This window comes from Desulfovibrio aminophilus DSM 12254 (genome assembly GCF_000422565.1).
GTDB lineage: Bacteria > Desulfobacterota > Desulfovibrionia > Desulfovibrionales > Desulfovibrionaceae > Aminidesulfovibrio > Aminidesulfovibrio aminophilus.
Genome location: NZ_AUMA01000009.1, coordinates 214,860 through 232,243, shown reverse-complemented (window position 1 = coordinate 232,243; position 17,384 = coordinate 214,860). Strand labels below are relative to the sequence as shown.

20 protein-coding genes are annotated in these 17,384 nt (G+C 67.7%); 4 read left to right on the top strand and 16 right to left on the bottom strand.

Going from position 1 to position 17,384, the window contains the following annotated elements:
* Nucleotides 1–151: 151 nt before the first annotated feature.
* Together H587_RS17730 and H587_RS0107710 are read left to right on the top strand one after the other, a co-directional pair.
* Nucleotides 152–307, top strand: coding sequence for a (2Fe-2S)-binding protein (locus H587_RS17730; protein ID WP_034608838.1), 156 nt, complete (start codon nt 152–154; stop codon nt 305–307).
* Nucleotides 308–824: 517 nt separating this feature from the next.
* Entirely contained in the window at nt 825–1,400 is a 576-nt protein-coding gene (locus H587_RS0107710; protein ID WP_084630506.1) for a DsbA family oxidoreductase, read from the top strand.
* On the opposite strand, the gene H587_RS0107705 is transcribed toward H587_RS0107710, so the two are convergent.
* The 15 genes from H587_RS0107705 to H587_RS0107635 form a co-directional block, all read right to left on the bottom strand.
* Nucleotides 1,384–1,605: a hypothetical protein gene (locus H587_RS0107705; RefSeq protein ID WP_027175779.1), complete on the bottom strand. Its 222-nt coding sequence runs from the start codon at nt 1,603–1,605 to the stop codon at nt 1,384–1,386. The two genes, H587_RS0107710 and H587_RS0107705, sit on opposite strands and share 17 nt — an antisense overlap.
* On the bottom strand, nt 1,602–2,468 hold the full coding sequence (locus tag H587_RS0107700; protein ID WP_027175778.1) for an NAD(P)H-hydrate dehydratase: 867 nt from the start codon (nt 2,466–2,468) through the stop codon (nt 1,602–1,604). Before H587_RS0107700 ends, H587_RS0107705 begins: the two co-directional genes overlap by 4 nt.
* Nucleotides 2,456–3,004, bottom strand: coding sequence for a putative Se/S carrier protein (locus H587_RS0107695; RefSeq protein WP_027175777.1), 549 nt, complete (start codon nt 3,002–3,004; stop codon nt 2,456–2,458). Before H587_RS0107695 ends, H587_RS0107700 begins: the two co-directional genes overlap by 13 nt.
* On the bottom strand, nt 3,001–3,219 hold the full coding sequence (locus H587_RS0107690; protein ID WP_027175776.1) for a sulfurtransferase TusA family protein: 219 nt from the start codon (nt 3,217–3,219) through the stop codon (nt 3,001–3,003). Before H587_RS0107690 ends, H587_RS0107695 begins: the two co-directional genes overlap by 4 nt.
* An 11-nt stretch (nt 3,220–3,230) precedes the next feature.
* On the bottom strand, nt 3,231–4,373 hold the full coding sequence (gene yedE / locus H587_RS0107685; protein ID WP_281167625.1) for a YedE family putative selenium transporter: 1,143 nt from the start codon (nt 4,371–4,373) through the stop codon (nt 3,231–3,233).
* A gap of 157 nt (nt 4,374–4,530) precedes the next feature.
* Nucleotides 4,531–4,974: an RrF2 family transcriptional regulator gene (locus H587_RS0107680; RefSeq protein WP_342662367.1), complete on the bottom strand. Its 444-nt coding sequence runs from the start codon at nt 4,972–4,974 to the stop codon at nt 4,531–4,533.
* On the bottom strand, nt 4,952–5,404 hold the full coding sequence (locus tag H587_RS0107675) for a response regulator (protein WP_084630504.1): 453 nt from the start codon (nt 5,402–5,404) through the stop codon (nt 4,952–4,954). The genes H587_RS0107680 and H587_RS0107675 overlap by 23 nt, the downstream gene beginning before the upstream one ends.
* Nucleotides 5,397–6,791 carry a sulfate respiration complex iron-sulfur protein HmcF gene (hmcF, locus tag H587_RS0107670; RefSeq protein ID WP_027175772.1) on the bottom strand — a complete coding sequence of 465 codons (1,395 nt, stop codon included), beginning with the start codon at nt 6,789–6,791 and terminating at the stop codon, nt 5,397–5,399. The genes H587_RS0107675 and hmcF overlap by 8 nt, the downstream gene beginning before the upstream one ends.
* 32 nt (nt 6,792–6,823) lie before the next feature.
* Nucleotides 6,824–7,501 (bottom strand): sulfate respiration complex protein HmcE, encoded by a 678-nt coding sequence (hmcE, locus tag H587_RS0107665; protein WP_027175771.1) that lies wholly within the window; start codon nt 7,499–7,501, stop codon nt 6,824–6,826.
* 11 nt (nt 7,502–7,512) lie between these two features.
* Nucleotides 7,513–7,668, bottom strand: a complete 156-nt coding sequence (hmcD, locus tag H587_RS20825) for a sulfate respiration complex protein HmcD (RefSeq protein WP_169432758.1) — start codon at nt 7,666–7,668, stop codon at nt 7,513–7,515.
* 12 nt (nt 7,669–7,680) lie between these two features.
* On the bottom strand, nt 7,681–8,844 hold the full coding sequence (gene hmcC / locus H587_RS0107655; RefSeq protein WP_027175770.1) for a sulfate respiration complex protein HmcC: 1,164 nt from the start codon (nt 8,842–8,844) through the stop codon (nt 7,681–7,683).
* Nucleotides 8,845–9,903 carry a sulfate respiration complex iron-sulfur protein HmcB gene (gene hmcB / locus H587_RS0107650; RefSeq protein ID WP_027175769.1) on the bottom strand — a complete coding sequence of 353 codons (1,059 nt, stop codon included), beginning with the start codon at nt 9,901–9,903 and terminating at the stop codon, nt 8,845–8,847. It abuts the gene before it with no gap.
* Between the two features lie 32 nt (nt 9,904–9,935).
* On the bottom strand, nt 9,936–11,615 hold the full coding sequence (gene hmcA / locus H587_RS0107645) for a sulfate respiration complex hexadecaheme cytochrome HmcA (protein ID WP_034608791.1): 1,680 nt from the start codon (nt 11,613–11,615) through the stop codon (nt 9,936–9,938).
* Between the two features lie 313 nt (nt 11,616–11,928).
* A complete protein-coding gene (locus H587_RS17725) occupies nt 11,929–13,662 on the bottom strand; it encodes a 4Fe-4S binding protein (protein ID WP_051202532.1) in 1,734 nt (577 codons plus the stop codon).
* 87 nt (nt 13,663–13,749) lie between these two features.
* On the bottom strand, nt 13,750–14,685 hold the full coding sequence (locus tag H587_RS0107635) for a DUF362 domain-containing protein (RefSeq protein ID WP_027175767.1): 936 nt from the start codon (nt 14,683–14,685) through the stop codon (nt 13,750–13,752).
* Between the two features lie 155 nt (nt 14,686–14,840).
* Between H587_RS0107635 and argJ the strand changes: the two genes are divergently transcribed.
* Together argJ and H587_RS0107625 are read left to right on the top strand one after the other, a co-directional pair.
* Nucleotides 14,841–16,025, top strand: a complete 1,185-nt coding sequence (gene argJ / locus H587_RS0107630; RefSeq protein WP_027175766.1) for a bifunctional glutamate N-acetyltransferase/amino-acid acetyltransferase ArgJ — start codon at nt 14,841–14,843, stop codon at nt 16,023–16,025.
* Between the two features lie 4 nt (nt 16,026–16,029).
* On the top strand, nt 16,030–16,647 hold the full coding sequence (locus tag H587_RS0107625; RefSeq protein WP_027175765.1) for an HD domain-containing protein: 618 nt from the start codon (nt 16,030–16,032) through the stop codon (nt 16,645–16,647).
* 116 nt (nt 16,648–16,763) lie between these two features.
* Here H587_RS0107625 and H587_RS0107620 read toward each other — a convergent pair whose 3' ends face one another.
* Nucleotides 16,764–17,381, bottom strand: coding sequence for a flavodoxin family protein (locus H587_RS0107620; protein WP_027175764.1), 618 nt, complete (start codon nt 17,379–17,381; stop codon nt 16,764–16,766).
* Nucleotides 17,382–17,384 lie beyond the last annotated feature (3 nt).

Sequence of the window (17,384 nt, the reverse complement as noted above, 5' to 3'; positions counted from 1 at the left end):
GAGGGTTTTCTCGCAATGAAAGGCGGGATGAGGCGCAGGCTTTGTCCCTCTTTATTTTGCCGGCGGGGAGAGGCGTTGGTCGTGGCCCCAACCCACCACGATGCCCCGGCCCGGCTGGACACGGCGCAGCAAGCGCTGGGAGATGAACCAAATGGAAGAATATGTCTGCCATTGCTTCGGCTACACGGCGGCGGACATCGTCCGCGATGTCGAAGAGCATGGGGCGTCCACCATCCTGCACCGCATACAGGCCGCAAAGGCCCAAGGTGGATGCGCCTGCAAGGACAAGAATCCCAAGGGGCGGTGATGCCTTGGCGACGTCCGCCGGGTAGCGGACGCGGCGCTGATGCGGCGGGGGCCTGTGTGACGGAACCTTCATCCTCGGAGCAATCACCGCTCAAATGTTGTGGTGAGCCCCATCGTTTCGCCTCTTCGGCACCCGGCATCAGCCAGCGACAGCCTTTCCACCAATGAATCCAGGCAAGCCGCAAAGCATCATCGTCTCCCTGCGTCACCGGCTTCATCCTCACGCTTCTCCGCCGCATTTCCCAATCCAGCCCGCCGCGTCGTGCGGCGGCGTCCATTGTCTGCCTGAATATAAATACATTATTTCAATATGATGTCGTTTCGTCGCGCTGCGGCGTATGAGAGTGCCGCGTCCGCGACCCTGCCGCGCCGTCGGCGGCCCGGCGGGCTGGATGCGCGGACTTCGGCTGATTTTTCAGTCCGTGGTTTCAAGTACCGTTTGAGCCGACGACGAGGAGGTTTCCGTGGCTCCCGTGAAGATCACGATCTATTCCGACTACACCTGACCGTTCTGCTACATCGGCAAAGGTATTGTCGACACATTGCGGAACGAGTTTCCCATCGAGGACGACTGGCGACCCTATGAGGTGCATCCGGACGCGCCCCTGAAGAGCGTCCCGCTCACGGACCATTTTCCGGACCTGGACCCCCGGGAGTTCTTCGCCGGTCTGGACGCCAGGGGCAAGGCCCTGGGCGTCCGTTTCGGAACGCAGACCCTGCTGTGCAATTCACGGGCGGCGCTGGAGCTCGGCGAGCTGGCCAGGGCCGAGGGCCTGCACCATGAATATCACGCGGCCGTGTTCCGCGCCTGCTTCACGGAATGCGGGGACATCGGGAATATCGACGTGCTGCTGACGGCGGCGGGCGAGGCGGGGCTGTCCCGCGAGGCCGCGCGGCGGGTTCTGGCGGACAAGACCTACACGCGGACGGTGATCGAGAGCACCGCGCGCGGCAAGGATCTCGGCGTCCGGGCCGCGCCGACCTTCTTCCTGGAGGGATTCGGTTCCATCCGGGGCGCGCAGCCGATCGAGACCTTCAGGAATGCGTTGCGCGGGTTGGCGGACCGGGGGAAGGGCTTCAGGCCCCTTTCGTAAGGGAATCTCCCGCGGCCGCCGCCTCCAAATCCTTCAGCAGGGCGGCGAGGTCGATGCCGTAGCGCGTGGCCGCATCCTCGATGCGCTCGAACAGGGCCTCGCAGAGGATGCAGGCCCCGGCGCGATCGCCGTGGGCCCGGAACACGGCTTCCGTGGCCCGGTGACGGTACACGGTGTCCAGGATGGTGTCCTGGGGCGAGATCACAGGCCTTCCTCGCGCAGCACGGTTTCCAGGGCCTCCGGGATGTGTGCGATCAGTTCCCGCACCTGGCTGGCGGGAGTGGGCCGCAACAGGGCCCCGGCCACGCGGTTGACCCGCGCCCCGGCCAGACAGGCCCGGGGGATGTCCCAGCCCGCCTCGATGAGCGCCGCCGTGACGCCGGTCAGCGTGTCGCCCGTGCCGCCCATGGCCTCCAGGGCCGATTCGGAAGGCGCGTCCACGCTGCCCAGGATCTCGCCGCCCCGCGCCACGTGATCCGTGACGCCCTTGACCAGCAGGTGGCGGGCCGCGTTGTCGTGAACGTGGGCCCGCCGGATCAGCTCCGGCACGCGGTTTTCCTGGCTGAGCAGGAAGCCCCGGGCGTAGAACGGATGCGGCGCGGTTTCGTCGGCCAGAAAGGCCAGCTCCCCGGCGTCCGGGGTGAACAGGTCGTACTCCGGGGCCTGGCCGCTCATCTTGGCCGCGTACATGAAGCCCGCGTCGGCCAGGAGCAGGGGCTTGGGCCGCATGGCCTGCACCGTGAAGAGCACCTTGTTGTGCCAGTCCACGTCCGGCTGGAGGTAGTGGAAGGCCAGGACGGAGAAGGGGCTCGCGGGCAGCGTTTCCACGAGATGGGCGTAGACCGCGCGGCTGCCGTCGCCCCGGCCGATGTCCCCGGCCAGCACGGCGTGCGGGGCCGATCGGCCCAACGCCAGAGCGGTCGCCGAGGCCGCGGCCAGCAGGGCTGGGGTGCCTCGGGCCACGTCCACGGCCGTCCCGGCCACGGAAAGAGGGCCGCCGTCCCAGGCCGCCGGGCCGGTGAGCAGGGGCGCGCCAGGCTCGGGCAGGGTGCCGATCACCGCGAGCACAGGCGACGCATCTCCTTCAGGGCCAGGTCCAGGGCGTAGGCGCAGAGGGTGTGGCCCTGGTCGCGCGGACTGGCCGCCTCGTCCAGGGGCCTGCCGGTCAGCTCGCGGGCCAGCCAGGGCACGTCCGGGCAGCCGCCGCCCGAGACGTTGACGATGACCCGGGTTTTCTTGTCCACGGTGATCTTCATGTTCGCGGCCCGGACCATGAGGTGCCGCCCGAAGTCCTTGGTCTGGTAGAGATCCACGGGCTTGAGCAGCGGACCGGACAGGGGCGCGGCCTCCAGGGGCGGGTTGCCCGCCTCCTCCAGGACGCTCAGGATGCGGGCCGTCTCTATGAGCGGATAGACCACCACCAGGTCGCAGCCGCGCTGGAGTTCCGGGGGCGGACCCATGACGGTCACGGGCCAGCCCCCGGCCTTGAGCACGGTTTCGGCGCGGATGACCTCGCTCGTGTTGGCGAAGACCAGGATGCCCCGGTCCGTGGACGGGGCCTGTTTCCTCCGGCCCTTGGGCCGGAGCAGGTCCAGAAGGCTCATGACTTGCTGATGGTCAGCCGGTATTCGCCTGAGTTTTCAGCCACGTTCTCCACCCGCCAGCCCGAGCCGGCGGCCGCCCGGGATACGTTTTCCTTGGAGGCTTCGGTGTCCACCAGGACTTCAATGGTCCCGGAGCCGAGCCGTTTCATGGCGGCCAGGGCGTCCAGCACCGGCTGGGGGCAGGAGAGCCCGCGCGCGTCGACTGTTTCAGCCATTGTTTCGCTCCTTACGCCTTTTTCCGCATGGCCAAGCCGATGAACAGGCAGAAGGCCATGCCCAGAAGCCAGGCCTCCAGGCCGTGGGGGCCGAGGCCCTTGGGCGAGCTGGCCAGCCCGAAGTTATGCGCGAAGGCCGCGCCCACGATCATGCCCAGGACGAACACGGCCGCGTCGCCGTCGCCCTCGCCGGCCATGAACAACTGGCGTCCGGGGCAGCCTCCGGCCAGGGCGAAGGCCAGACCGGCCAGGACCATGCCCGCGAAGTTCCAGAAGTGCAGGGCGTGGGCCACGGGCTGTCCCTCGAAGCCCAGACGGAACTGCCCCAGGGCCAGGTTGACCACCAGGGCCGCGACCAGCAGGGCCAGCACGCCGCCGAGCAGGTGGGTCTGGCGGAACAGGAGCAGGTCGCGGAACGCGCCCATGGTGCAGAAGCGGCTGCGCTGGGCCAGACCGCCGATGATCAGACCGGCGCCCAGCGCCAGGACCAGGGGCGCGTGCTGCGCGCCGGGGCCCTTGAGGCTGTAGAAGAGCACGCCGCTCACCGGCTGGCCCTCCTGGGCCGGGAATATGAACAGGAGCGCCAGGAAAAAGACCATGACCAGGGGCAGGACCAGCCCCACGGCGGCCGGGGCCTGCTGGCTGCGTCCCAGGGTGAAGCCGCCGCGCAGGAAGAGGGTGCCGATCCAGATGCCGCCGATGAGCCCGGCCAGGCCGAGCACGGCGTTCAGGTCGCCGCCGGCCAGGCGGAGCAGGGCGCGCCAGGGGCAGCCCAGGAAGATGAGCGCGCCGATCATGGCGAAGGCGCCCAGAAGGAAGCGCACAATGGGCGCGGACCCGGCGCGGGGCCGGAAGTCCTTGGCCGCCAGCGCGGCCAGCAGCGATCCCAGGACGAAGCCGATGATCTCCGGCCGCATGTACTGGACCACGTCGGCCCGGTGCAGTCCCACGGCCCCGGCGATGTCCCGCTCGAAGCAGGCCACGCACACGCCCATGTTGCCCGGATTGCCCCAGAACTGGAGCAGAGGCGCCAGTACGCCGATGGCCAATCCCACGCCGATGATGCCCCATCTCGTGGCCAGTGAGTTCTTCACCGCCCCTCCCCTTTTCCGTGGTTCGAAATGCGGCCGTTTTCCGGCCGAGCCAGGTAGTATTCCTCCATCAATAGTATTTTCCCGCGCCTGGCAAATACGAAAAGGCTATGGTTCCGGGCTGGATCGAACGGTTTTGTCGATGATGGAAGGGGAAGGGGAGGAAAAAAGGCGGCCGGTCGGCGCGCGCCGAACCGGCCTGAAGGTTGCCGCCAGGGCTTCAGCGGCAGGGGCAGTCGGAGAGCAGGCTCTCGATGGTCATGGAATCCAGGGTGCCCATCATGGCCTGGGCGGCCTCGATCCAGATGCCCCGGGTCATGCACTGTCCGGCGCGGTTGCACTCGCCGCACTCGCTGCACGGGGCCAGGCACTCGGTCTTCTCCAGGGCGCGCACGATGTCGCCCACGGTGATCTCCGATGCGGGACGGGCCAGGGCGTGGCCCCCGCCGACCCCTCGTCGGCTCTTGATGAAGCCGCTCTTCTTCAGCTCGTTGATGAGCTTTTCCAGGTATTTTTCCGAAATGCCCTGGCGTTTGGCGATGTCCGATATGGGCACCGGACCCTCCTCGCCGTGCAGGGCGATGTCCAGGATCATGCGGGTGCCGTAGCGGCTTTTGGTGGTGATGCGCATGGCGCAGATTTCATCCGAGGATGGCGCGGACATGGCTCAGGAGTTCTCCCGGTTTCACGGGTTTGGTGAGGAAGGCTTTGGCCCCGGGCACGGCGTGGCGACCGGCGGGCATGCCGCTGACCACGATGACCGGCGGGATGTTCTTGACCCCGTCCTGGACCAGGCGGTGGTGGAAGCGCGGCCCCCAGCCCTTGGGCATGGCGATGTCCAGGGTGATCAGGTCGGGTTTCTCCGCGCGGAAGACCCGCATGGCCTCCTCGCCGTCGCGGGCCACGCAGGTGGCGTAGCCTTCATCTTCGAAAAGGGCCTTGAAAAAGAGCACGATGTTCGGGTCGTCGTCGATGATCAGGATTTTCTTTCGACGTCGTCCGGCGGCCCGGGAGACACCCTCCGGAGCGCCGCCCCCGGTTTCGGGGGCGGCGTCGGAAGGATCGTTCCTGGGGTGTGTGTCCCTGCTACTCATCTTCCTTGGGCTTCAGGTGGTCCGGGATGATGGCCATCTTGATCAGGAGCGGCTTGAGGAAGGACCAGCGGATGCCGATCTTGTACTCTTCCTCCAGGTCGCGGATGGCGTCCCAGCAGTTGTGACAGGGGGCGATGACCAGCTTGGCCCCGGTGGCCAGGATCTGGTCGCGTTTCTTGCGCAGCGCGACGTTGCGCTGCGGCCGGAACTTGCCGACGCCGTTGAAGCCGCCGCCACCGCCGCAGCAGTAGTTGTGCTCCTTGTTCGGCGTCATTTCGATGAAGTAACCCGGTTCCACCAGATAGCTCATGATTTCGCGGGTGACAAGCGCGAGGCCGTGGTTGCGCACGTAGTTGCAGGAGTCCTGCAGGGTGACGGGCTCCTTGATGCGCTTGGTCGGGTCGATCTTGATCTTGCCGGTGCGCAGGGCCTCGGCCACCCACTCCACATAGTGGATGTAGGGCGCGGGCGGCAGCCCGTCGGGGCGTCCGGCCCAGTAGGGGCCTTCGATGACCGTGGCGCGGTGGGCGTGGCCGCATTCCGTGCCGATGACGCGCTTGGGCTTGAGCCGCTCGATGGCCGAGTAGACGTTCTGCACCTGCTGCTTGCAGCCTTCCCAGTCGCCCGCGAACATGGTCAGGGAGGTCTGTTCCCAGCCCTCGGAGGGCACTGTCCAGTTCTCGCCCGCCAGGTGGAAGAGAATCGCGGCCTCGGCCAGATCCTCGGGGTAGTGCTTGGGCTCGCGGGCGTTGCAGGTGTACATGATGTCCGCGCCTTCCTTGTCCACGGGGATCTCGAGGCCCGGCCATTCCTCCGAGTTCTCGTCGGCCATCCACTCGCAGGTCTCCACCCAGTCCTCGCTGGTCACGTCCATCTGGGCGTGGAAGATGCGGTGCATGCCGGAGCCGATCTTCAGCTCCCACGGCACGAAGCCCTGGGAGAAGAGCAGGCCGCGCAGGTAGCTGAACATGACGCCCATGTCGATGCCGTAGGGGCAGTACATGCCGCAGCGGTTGCAGCAGGTGCACTTGGCCCAGGAGGTCTCCATGGCCATCTGCATGAACGCGTTGTCCACGTCGCCGTCGCGGCGGACGATCTCGCCCAGAGTGGACTGGATCTTGTAGGCCGGGACCTGCTTGGGGTCGCGGTTGTTCACCGTATAGAGGAAACAGGAGTCGGCGCACAGGCCGCAGTGGGCGCACATGTCGAGCCAGGTGCGGGTGCGCGACTTGAGGGTGTTCTTGAGGCTGGTGCGCAGCTTTTCCTTGTCCACCTCGAGGTGGTTCATCTCCTCGTAGTAGACGCGGCCTCGGGTGTCGGCCAGCAGCGCGTCCAGCTGTTCCTTGGTGGTCACGGGCTGCTTGTTGCAGAGTCTGCCTTCGGGCATTTCCGTTCTCCTTCGATCGCACCGGATCGATGTTACCAGGGCATGTTCCGGCCCTTGCGGCCGCCGCGCTTGATCCCGTAGTCCATGCCGATCTGGGCCCGGCTCAGGAAGAAGCCGACAACGTGATAGAGCTTGGTGAAGGGGATGGCCACCAGCAGCAGCTCGGCCGTCAGGATGTGGGCCAGGAGCCAGAACTGGTAATCGCCCCAGTGCATGACCGCGATGAAGCCCGAGAAGAGGGGCGCGGCGGCGATGGCCAGGAGCAGCCAGTCGTACCAGGTGGTCACGATGCGCACCTCGGGGAGGCTGATGCGGCGCAGGGCGATGCCCACGATGGAGACCAGGGCCAGGGCGGTGAGCACGTCGGCCAGTCCCTGGGGCAGGGAGGGCCAGGAGAGGCCGAAGCGCTGCTTGAGCAGCACGGCGTGCCCGGCCAGGAACAGCGGCACGAGCACCGCGCCGATGTGGAAGCCGAAGAAGGCCGCAGTGAAGCCCGGCTTGGTGCGCCAGCTGTGGGTGCCGAAGGGCAGCAGCCAGAAGAGGATCGAGCGGGCCGCGCCCTTGGCTCCGTCGGCGGGGAAGGAGGAGTAGGCCACGCGGTCGAGGGGCTGGCTCAGGCCCTTGACGTACCAGACGACGCGATAGGCCAGGCCGCCCAGGAACACGGCGAACACGACCCAGAGCAGGGGACCGGTGATGAACTCGTACATCTTCGTTCTCCTTAATGGTGCCCGTCGTGGCCGCTCTTCTCGTGGTCCGTGTCACGGGCCAGGATGAAGCTCCAGAGGCCGACGAAACCGAGCACGATGACACCCATGAGGATGTAGACCGCGTTTTTGGCGTTCAGCATGAAGTCGTGATAGGTGAAGAACTCCATGTCAGATCTCCTTTAGTGGGCGTCCTTGAAGTCGGGATGCTCGTAGAAGATGGGCATCCGGGTGACGATGAAGCGGAAGGCCAGGATGCCGACCACCACCACGAACAGCGACACGCCGATTTCGCCCCAGCTCGGGAAGTAGCGCTGGGCCGAGGGCAGCTGCCAGTTGAAGGCCACCAGGGAGACGTTGAAGCGGTTCAGCACGATGCCGAGCACCGTGAGCCCCGCCGTCCACTTGATGAGCGGCAGGTTCCGCTCGCGCGAACCGATGGCGTAGAGCAGGCTGGGCAGGGCCACGAAGCCCAGGATCTCGAAGAGGTACCAGGCGCCCCAGCCCGTGAGCAGGTACTTCCAGTTGTTGTCCGCGCCCAAGGCGATGAGCTTGATGCCCAGGTAGGCGGCCAGGACCACGGAGGCGGCCCGGGCGAAGCCCAGGACCACGCCGTCGTGCTGGGCCAGGTAGGTGGCGTCCATCTTGTCGTGGAAGGCCTTGTGCGAGAGCGTGCCCTCGAAGATGACCATGGACAGGCCCACGGCGATGGCCGAGACGAAGAACTGGATCGGCAGGTAGGCCGAGTACCAGAGCGGGTGCAGCTTGGAGGGCGCGATGAGGTAGAGCGCGCCCAGCGAGGACTGGTGCAGGGTGGAGAGGACCACGCCGAAGATGGTCAGGACCAGCGTCAGCTTGTGGACCAGGCCGCGCAGCTTCTTGAGCCCCAGCCACTCCAGCGCCGCCACCGAGTACTCGATGGCCAGGACGCTCAGGTAGAGGAACACGCACAGGCCCACTTCATAGAGCAGGGAGGTCGTGCCCGGCTGGTAGAAGATGGGGTAGACCAGCCGCCAGGGCCGGCCCACGTCGTAGTGCAGGGCGAAGACCACCAGGGCGTAGCCCAGGAAGGCCGTGAGGATCGCCGGGCGCACCGCCGAGTTGTATTTCTTGATGCCGAAGAGGTAGGCCGCGGCCGAGGTGGTGAAGCCTCCGGCGGCCAGGGCCACTCCGCAGAGCAGGTCGAAGCCGATCCAGATGCCCCACGGGTTGTTGTCGTCCAGGTTGGTGACCGAGCCGATGCCCTTGGTGAAACGCAGCACCGTGAGCACCAGGCCGATGATCACCACGATCCCCGCGAAGATGTTGAACGGGGTGAACAGGGATTTCTTGGTTTCGGCGGTCATCTAGGCGCCCTCCTCCTCTTTGGCGGCGGCGGCCGCTTCCTCGAGCGCCTTCTTGACCTCGCGCTCGATGCTGTCGGCCTTGTCCTTCTCGGCCTGCTCCTTGAACTTGGCGAGCTTGGCGTCGTTGGCGGCCTGGTTGCCGTCGATGGCGGCCTTCACGGCCTCCATGCGCTCCTTGTCGGCCGTCTTCTCGTTGCTCTTGGAGATGGCCCAGATGCCGCCGAGCAGGGCGGGCCAGAGGGCGGCCACCATGGGCACCACGGTCAGCGCGCCGGAGGTCATCTCGGGGGCGCTGGTCACGCCCAGATCCTCGCGCATGCCGAGTTCCTTGAACGGCACGCCCGAGAGGTAGAGCCAGTTGGTGCCGCCCATCTCGCGCTCGCCGTAGACGTGGTCCACGTAGCGGTCCGGGAAGGTCGCGATGCGCGCGTGGGCGATCTTCAGAAGGTCGGAGCGCTTGCCGTAGGCCAGGGCCTCCTTGGGGCAGGCTCCGACGCAGCCGGGCATGTTCAGCTCGCCGGCCGTGATCTGCGGGTGGCACATGGTGCACTTCATGACCCGGGGGGTCAGCGGCTCGTCGTACTCGTAGGTCGGCACGTTGAACGGGCAGGCCATGATGCAGTAGCGGCAGCCCACGCAGACCGAGGCGTCGTAGGTCACCGAGCCGTCGGGGTTCTTCTTGAAGGCGCGCACGAAGCAGGCCGAGGCGCAGGCCGGCTCCTGGCAGTGGTTGCACTGGATCTTGCGGAACACCGGGCCCTTGGCTCCGGCGGGCATGTACTTGTTGACCACGGTGTGGGCCTTGGCCGAGGTGCGGCGCTCGGTGCCGAGCACGGTCAGGTCGGTGAAGGGCTTGGCCGGGGCCGGGAGCTTGTTGACCTTGTTGCAGGCCTCCTCGCACTTGCGGCAACCGATGCAGCGGGTGGCGTCGAAGAGGACGGCCTTGGCGTCGGGATAGCCTTCGAAGTGCGCGTTGGAAGCGGCGTGGGCCGGGGTCTTGCCGAGGGCCAGGCCCACCCCGGCCGCCCCCATCAGGGCCAGGAACTTTCTGCGTCTCATGACGGACTCCTCAATATTCTCGAGCGTTCACGCTACTTTTTCCGGGGCTTGTGGCAACCGTTGGTGCAGTCGGTGGCCACGGGCTTTTCCAGCTTCATGGCCTTGTGGCAGCCCATGCACTGATCGTGGTAGGCGGCCTTCAGACCGGGACGGCCGGGCTCGTTCGGGGAGAACGGCTTGGCGTGGCAGCTGGCGCAACTGGGCGGAGTCTTGGAGGCCGGGCTGTTGTGGTGGCAGCCCTGGCAGACCGCGCCCATGTCGCTGTGGAAGTAGCCCGCCAGCTTGTCGTCCTTCATGTTCTTGAGCAGCGTCATGACGATCTTGCGGTGCGGCAGTTCGCTCGGCTCGTACTCGTCGGCCAGAACCTTGATCGTGACCTTGTCCGGGATGTCGTCCAGGGCGTAGATCTGGGCCTCCATCTTGCGGCCGGTCAGATACGGCTCGGCCAGCGGCTTCTCGTCGGCGATCTTCATGCCCGACAAGGCCGCCGGGTCGAGGGCGGGCAGGCCCTGCACGGGCTCGGCGTGGCACTTGCGGCAGCTTTCGGTGGAGGCCTTCCGGGTCTTGTCGGCGGAGGTGTGGCAGCCCGCGCACTTGGGGTCGGCCTGCTTGGTCTGGTGGCAGCCCAGGCAGGAACGGCTCGAAGCCATGCCGTGCATGGCCGTCTCCAAGGTCACGAAGTCGCTCTCCTTGGTGCCCTGGACCGTGTGGCACTTGGTGCAGGAGTCGAGCGACTTGTGGTGGCAGGACCGGCAGGTGTCGTTGGCCTGCTCGTGGGCCTTGTGGTCGAAGGGCACCGGGCGCATGGCGTAGACCTTCGCGCCGGAGGCGGCCTGGGCCTTGTCCACGTTCACCGCTATGACGGCGGCGTCGGGCTGGCCGCGCTTCATGCGCGGAAGCTCGCCGACCTTCTCCAGGGCCTTCTTGTCGTTGGCGCGGATGGCCTTCTGGCCTTCGGCGCCGTGGCAGCCCTTGCAGAGCACCGGACCGGAGGCCTGCTTCTTCTGCTCCATGGTCTGGTGGCAGGTCACGCAGTCGTTGTGCGCGGCCTGGCGGAAGCTCTTGACCTCGACGCCCAGGGCGGCGTCCTTCACCGGCTTGTCCAGGTGGCAGTAACGGCAGGTGCCTTCCTTGCCCTTGGCCCAGACGGTCTTCTTGGCGGCCTTGTCGTACTCGTGGTGGCAGCGGCCGCAGTTGTCCTTGTCGCCGGTGGGCGAGGCGATGTCCTTGGACTCGGCGTGACGGAAGTGCAGGACGTTGGTGAAGCCCATGTCCAGCTGCTTCCCGGCCGCGGCCTTGGGATTGTGGCAGGACCGGCACTGGCCGTCCTGGGGCCCGGTCTTCTGGCCCTTGGCGGCGGTCTGGGCGTGACAACCGATGCAGTTGTCGTGGTAGACCGTCTTCATGGCCTGGGCGTCGCCGTCGGCCACGCGCATGAATTTGAGGACGAGCTTGCCGTTCTCCTGCTTGTGGCAGGCCGTGCAGTCCTTGCCCGCCTTCTTCAGGGCGTCGGTGTGCTTGTCGTGGGCGAACGCCACGGGCGGCAATTCGAGCTTGCCATAGGCGGACATGTCGTCGATCAGGATGATGTCCGCCTGTTCGGCGGCCGGAGCCTTGGGTTCGCCGGAGCCCCGGGCCTCGATGCAGTACACCGACACGGCGGCGAACACGCACAGGATTCCAGCCCATCTCAGCAGTGGTCTTGCCTTCATAACATCCAGTCCTCGCACCTCTTTGATTTCATGGACAGAGAGCCTTCAGACTCCTCCGGACGCCCGGGGCGCGGCGCTCGCCGGTGCCTCCCGACCGGTGCGTCCGGTGCGGCCGGTCTCCCGTCCGGCCCGCTGGAACGAATGCAGTGAGAAGAAAAACAAGCCGTCTCTCTCGGGTCAATTCATACTTTGAGGGTATGAATTAATTTCCTACGAGGTCACTATGAAATTGTGAACCTTTCGTCAAGCGGGTTCCCACCAACTTGGTAGGATTTTTTTCACGAACCGGAAAAAGGCCGGGAATCGTGCGTGGCTACTTGCTTGGTGGATCGAAGGGCGAGGGCTGGGTCGAGGTTTCGGGGGCCGGATCGAAGGGCGAGGGAGCGGTCGTCCGGGGAGCCGGATCGAAGGCTGGAGCCGTCGGTGCGTTGGGCGCTGGATCGAAGATCGGGGAGCCTTCGGCCGGGCCGTGGGGAGGCCGGATCGTCTGCACGGCGCGCCGGATGTCCAGGCCCATGCCCTGGCCGGCCCGCTCGAAGGAGCCTTCGGCCAGGCGCAGGGAGCCCATGGGCTCCACTTGGATGGCGGCCTCGGCCTGCACCGGGCAGCGGCTCTCGCAGGCCCCGCAGCCCGTGCAGCGGCTGCCGAGCACGAAGGGCGCGGTCACGGGCGAGGACTCCACCCGGCGCATCTCGATGGCCCCGTAGGGGCAGACCTCCTTGCACACCAGGCAGGGCTTGCCCCATTCCCAGGCCAGGCATTTCTGGCGCAGGACATGGGCCGTGCCCATCTTGGCCCACATCTTTTCGGAAAGCGGCAGCGGCCGCACCGCGCCCGTGGGGCAGACCCGGCCGCACTCGGCGCAGTCCGGGTCGCAGGCTCCGCGCCGGGCCTCGGCCACGGGGCTGAACATGCCCCAGACCCCGGCCTGGAGCCAGGCGGGCTGGAGCGTGTTCGTGGGACAGGCGGCCATGCATTCGCCGCAGCGCAGGCAGCGGGCCAGGAAGTCCCCTTCGGGCAAGGCTCCTGGCGGCCGCACTCGGCCGGGGTCCACGATGGTTCCGGTGACGCCCTCCTTGAGGGCCGGGGAGTCCAGGCCGGTGAGGGCCAGGGCCGCCATGCCCGCGCCGGACAGGCCGGAGGCCAGGAACAGGCGGCGTTCGGGCATGAAGGACTCGGCTCCGGCCGACTGCGGGAAGAGTCGGAAATGGATCGCAGCCTCGGGGCAGACCCGCACGCAGCGCAGGCAGGCGATGCACTCGCGGAAGCGGGTCCGGCCGGGCTCCTCCGGGATGGCCCCCATGGGGCAGGCCCGGATGCAGGCCCCGCAGCCCGTGCAGTTTTCGGAGACGGAGCGCCGCCAGGCCGGACGGCCGGAGAACAGGGCCAGCAGTGCCCCGGCGGGACAGAGATAACGGCACCAGAAGCGCGGGGCCGACCGGGCCAGGGCGAACAGGCCCGCGAAGAGCAGGGCCACAAAGAGCATGGTCGCGAAGCGCGGCACCGGGACCACGGCGAAGCTCAGGGCCCGCCAGTCCATGGCCCGCGCCAGGGGCCGCAGGGCTCCCAGGCCGGCGTCCAGGCCCAGCCGGACCACGGGCAGGACCACGAGGCCCCAGAATCGCGTGACCAGGGGCATGGGCGCGAGCCAGTAGAGCAGCGACACGCCCAGCGCGGAGGAGCCCAGGCAGGCGGCCAGCAGGCCGTACTTGATCCGCCGCGCGCCGGGCCCGGGCTCGGCCCCTTTCTTCCTCTTGATATGGAGCGCTCCCTGGGCCAGGTCCAGGGTCGCGCCCATGGGGCAGACGTGGCCGCAGAAGAACCGGCCCACGAACAGGCCCGTGGCGACGACCGCCAAACCCGCCAGCAAGGCCGGGATGATCGCCCGCGCGGCCAGCATGGCCCCCGCGGCGCCCAGGGGATCGAGCCAGAGAAAGACGTCCGGGGCGATGCCCTGGGCCGCGCGGAACGACAGAAATCCCAGGAACCCCAGAAAGGTTCCCAGGCTCATGGTCTGGAGGATTCGCTGAAGGCGCGGCCGTTTCATGCCTGTTCCGTTTTTCCCCGCGCGAGCCCGGCCGGGCGCACGCCCGTCGCGGGTCCAGGGCCCGGGGGCGGAGCCCCCGCTGTCCGTCTACGCGGTCACGTCGGCCACGTTCAGCTTGTCCACGTCCATGCGTCCGAGGCCGCGCTCGGCGGCGTAGCGGATGTGCCGGACCTGGGAGGGGGCGATCTTCTGCCCGTACCAGGGGGTCAGGGTCACGGCCAGGGCGTCGGCCGCGACCATGTCGGCGGAGGCCAGCACCGTGTCCAGCTTGACCACCGGGCCGGGACCGTAGGGCCCGCCGGAGGTCATCACCGTGGTGGCGTCGATGACCGCCAGCCGGGTCTTGGGCTTGAGCAGCGAGGCCAGGTCCACGATGGCCTGGTCCAGGCCGATGCGGTGGAAGCTCTCGCGCTCGAAGATGAGGCCCATCATGCCTTTGAGCGCCAGGGTCACGCCGGTGGCCCCGTGGGACTTGGCCTTGGGCGCGGCGATGAGCACGTCGGCCTCCAGCACGTCCTGCATGACCAGGGTTTCGGCCAGGACCTTGGCCCCGGGGATGGCGGCCTTGGCGAAGAACCGCTCCTCCTTGAGGTTGTGCACGGAGTCCTTCTCGATGCCCTGGCAGGCCGCGCGGATGCCGGAGAGGTTCAGGCAGCCCTCGGGGTCGGCCAGGGTGTTGTCCAGGACGAGCACACGCGCGGCGCCGGCCTCCTTGCACAGGCGCATGAGCTCCGCGATGACCGCCGGGTGGGTGTTGCAGGCGGAATCCGGCCCGGCGGCGAAGCTCATGTTCGGCTTGATGACCACGCGTTGGCCGGGCTTGACGAAGGCGGCCATGCCGCCCAGGGCCTCCACGGCCTTGCGGGTGGCTGCGGCGGGGTCGCCCTTGGCCCGGGCCACGTCCGGGGCGGCGGCCAAGGCCGAGAGCGGGGCCAGCAGGCCGGAGCCCGCCACGGTTCCGGCGGCCAGGGCGCCGGTCTTCAGGAAGTCGCGCCGGGTGAGGCGCGGGGTGTGTTGCGACATGGGGGTCGTCCTCCGAAGAGGAAGAATACGCATTCCGTCCGGGCTTGGGAAGAGGGCGCGCCGCTCGATGACGCCGGGGAAAAAGGTTTTGAAAAGCGGGAGGCCGTGGAGTATGGAAGGGGGTCTGACGTGGCTTCGGCCTCCAGGAGGAGAGCATGATTCCGGTTCCCAGGGAATTTCTTTTCGGCGCGGCGGCCGCGGGCTTCAAGCGGCCCGACCGGCTCGACCTGGGCGTGATCCTGAGCGCCCGCCCGGCGCAGGCCGCCGGGGTCTTCACCACGAACAAGTTCCAGGCCGCGCCCGTGCTGGTCTGCAAGGACCGCCTGAACGCCTCGCGCACGGCCCGCGCCCTGCTGGCCAACTCCGGCCAGGCCAACGCCTGCACCGGCGAGGAGGGCCTGCGGAACTGCCGCCTGACCCAGGAGATGGTGGCCAAGGCGCTCAAGATCGAGCCCGGCGAGGTTCTGCCCGCGTCCACCGGCGTCATCGGCGCGCAGCTCAGGATGGACAAGTGGAAGGAGGCCATGCCCGCGCTCAAGAAGAGCCTGGGTCAGGTCGAGGCCATGAGCTTCGCCCGGGCCGTGATGACCACGGACAAGTTTCCCAAGGCCGCCTGGAGTTCCGTGCGCGTGGGCGGCAAGGAGGTGCGCCTGCTCGGCATGGCCAAGGGCGCGGGCATGATCAGCCCGAACATGGCCACCATGCTCGGCTTCGTGCTCTGCGACGCGGACGTGGAGCCGGACTCCTGGCGCGAGATGCTGCGCTCCTGCGCCGACCGCTCCTTCAACCGCGTCACCGTGGACGGCGACACGAGCACCAACGACTGCATTCTGGCCCTGGCCAACGGCGCCTCGGGCGCGCGGATCTCCGGCCGGGAGCCCAACGCCGCCCTGGAGGCCGCCCTGCTGGAGGTGCTCCAGGGGCTGGCCTACATGATCGTGCAGGACGCCGAGGGCGGCACCAAGGTGGCCCGGATCACCGTCACCGGCGCGGCCGACGCCGCCGACGCCGAGCGCGCGGCCCGGGCCGTGGGCACCTCGCCCCTGGTCAAGACCGCGCTCTTCGGCCAGGATCCCAACTGGGGCCGCATCGTGGCCGCGGTGGGCCGTTCCGGGGCCGAGTTCGACCCCGAGGACGTGGTGCTTTCCCTGGGGGGCATCGTGATCTTCGCCAAGGGCCGCCCGGCCCAGGGCGACCTGGACGGCGTGCTGGTCCCGCTCATGCGCAGGCAGGACATCGACATCCGCGTGTCCCTGGGCGCGGGCCCCGGCGAATACTCCCTGCTGGCCTCGGACCTGACCAAGGAATACGTGGCCATCAACGCGGACTACAGGACCTGAGGCCATGAGCGGAGAACAGGGCCGCGACCGGCTCAAGCGCATCGCGGATTTTCTCTTCGAGGCCGGGATGCTGCGCAAGACCCCGCGCACGGGCTACCAGTTCCTGGGCACGGGCAAGGAGAACGTGGCCGAGCACTCCTTCCGCACGGCCGTGATCTGCTACGTGCTGGCGCGCATGGCCGGGGCCGACCCGGGCCGGGCCGCGCTCCTCGGGCTGTTCCACGATCTGCACGAGGCCCGCATCGGGGATTTCAACTACGTCAATCGGATGTACAACACCTCCGAGCGCAGCGCGGCCCTCAAGGACGCCACTGCGGGCACGGGCTTCACCGAGGAGCTCCTCGCGCTCTGGGCCGAGCTGGAGGCCACCGAGACGCCCGAGGCCCGGCTGGCCCAGGACGCGGACCAGATCGACCTGATCCTGAACCTCAAGGAGCAGTCCGACCTGGGCAACACATACGCCGACAAGTGGATGGACTCGGCCGTGCAGCGCCTGCGCACCGAGGAGGGCCGGGAGCTGGCCCGCGTCATCCGCGAGACCGACCACACGGACTGGTGGTACCTGGGCCCGGACCCCTCCTGGTGGGCGAACAAGAACGGCGGACGCAAAATAAAAGGCTAGCTGGTCGTAGAGGATTTCGCGTCGGCCGTGCTGCCGAAAAAATTCGCGCCCACGCGTAGGTGAAGCTACGCGTGGGCGTATGTTTTTTTCGTGTTTTCCCGTGTTGCTCCGACCGGTCAGCCTTCGCCCCCGGCGAATACGGGGTATGGCGCGGCGCTGTTCCTCATGGCCGAGCCGAGCCAGTCAACGGCCCGGCCCAGGTGGCGCATGTTGCGCAGAGCCTCCTCGTCCCCGGCCACCTTCCCCGGCTCCAGGCCGTAGCCCATGTTCCAATAGGTGGAGCCCGGCACGACCATCTGGGAGATGAAGAACAGATGGTTCATGGTGTCGAAGACGTGCGTGGCCCCGCCCCGGCGCACGGCCACCACTGCCGCGCCGATTTTGCCCGCCAGCAGGCAGCCGTTGGCCATGGACACGAAGCCCGCGCGGTCGATGAAGGCCTTCATCTCGGCCGAGACGTCCGCGAAGTAGGTGGGCGAACCCAGGATCAGGGCATCGGCCGACAAGGCCTTCTCGAAGACCTCGTTGAAGACGTCCTTGCCGCCGAAGACGCAGCGCTTGTCCTTCTTCTCCCAGCACTTGAAGCAGGCGCGGCAGCCCTGGATGGTCCTGCCGCCCAACTGCACGATTTCGGTTTCCCAACCGGCCTGGGCCAGGGGCTCCAGCGCGGTTTCCAGGAGCAGGCGGGTGTTGCCGTCCTTGCGGGGGCTGCCGTTGATGGCGACGACTTTCATGCG

Coding starts and splice junctions, on each gene's coding strand:
- H587_RS17730 (WP_034608838.1), top strand. CDS start 152: ATGGAAGAATATGTCTGCCATTGCTTCGGCTACACGGCGGCGGACATC.
- H587_RS0107695 (WP_027175777.1), bottom strand. CDS start 3,004: ATGAGCCTTCTGGACCTGCTCCGGCCCAAGGGCCGGAGGAAACAGGCC.
- H587_RS0107690 (WP_027175776.1), bottom strand. CDS start 3,219: ATGGCTGAAACAGTCGACGCGCGCGGGCTCTCCTGCCCCCAGCCGGTG.
- H587_RS0107680 (WP_342662367.1), bottom strand. CDS start 4,974: ATGTCCGCGCCATCCTCGGATGAAATCTGCGCCATGCGCATCACCACC.
- H587_RS0107675 (WP_084630504.1), bottom strand. CDS start 5,404: ATGAGTAGCAGGGACACACACCCCAGGAACGATCCTTCCGACGCCGCC.
- hmcF (WP_027175772.1), bottom strand. CDS start 6,791: ATGCCCGAAGGCAGACTCTGCAACAAGCAGCCCGTGACCACCAAGGAA.
- hmcE (WP_027175771.1), bottom strand. CDS start 7,501: ATGTACGAGTTCATCACCGGTCCCCTGCTCTGGGTCGTGTTCGCCGTG.
- hmcD (WP_169432758.1), bottom strand. CDS start 7,668: ATGGAGTTCTTCACCTATCACGACTTCATGCTGAACGCCAAAAACGCG.
- hmcC (WP_027175770.1), bottom strand. CDS start 8,844: ATGACCGCCGAAACCAAGAAATCCCTGTTCACCCCGTTCAACATCTTC.
- hmcB (WP_027175769.1), bottom strand. CDS start 9,903: ATGAGACGCAGAAAGTTCCTGGCCCTGATGGGGGCGGCCGGGGTGGGC.
- hmcA (WP_034608791.1), bottom strand. CDS start 11,615: ATGAAGGCAAGACCACTGCTGAGATGGGCTGGAATCCTGTGCGTGTTC.
- H587_RS17725 (WP_051202532.1), bottom strand. CDS start 13,662: ATGAAACGGCCGCGCCTTCAGCGAATCCTCCAGACCATGAGCCTGGGA.
- H587_RS0107635 (WP_027175767.1), bottom strand. CDS start 14,685: ATGTCGCAACACACCCCGCGCCTCACCCGGCGCGACTTCCTGAAGACC.
- argJ (WP_027175766.1), top strand. CDS start 14,841: ATGATTCCGGTTCCCAGGGAATTTCTTTTCGGCGCGGCGGCCGCGGGC.
- H587_RS0107625 (WP_027175765.1), top strand. CDS start 16,030: ATGAGCGGAGAACAGGGCCGCGACCGGCTCAAGCGCATCGCGGATTTT.
- H587_RS0107620 (WP_027175764.1), bottom strand. CDS start 17,381: ATGAAAGTCGTCGCCATCAACGGCAGCCCCCGCAAGGACGGCAACACC.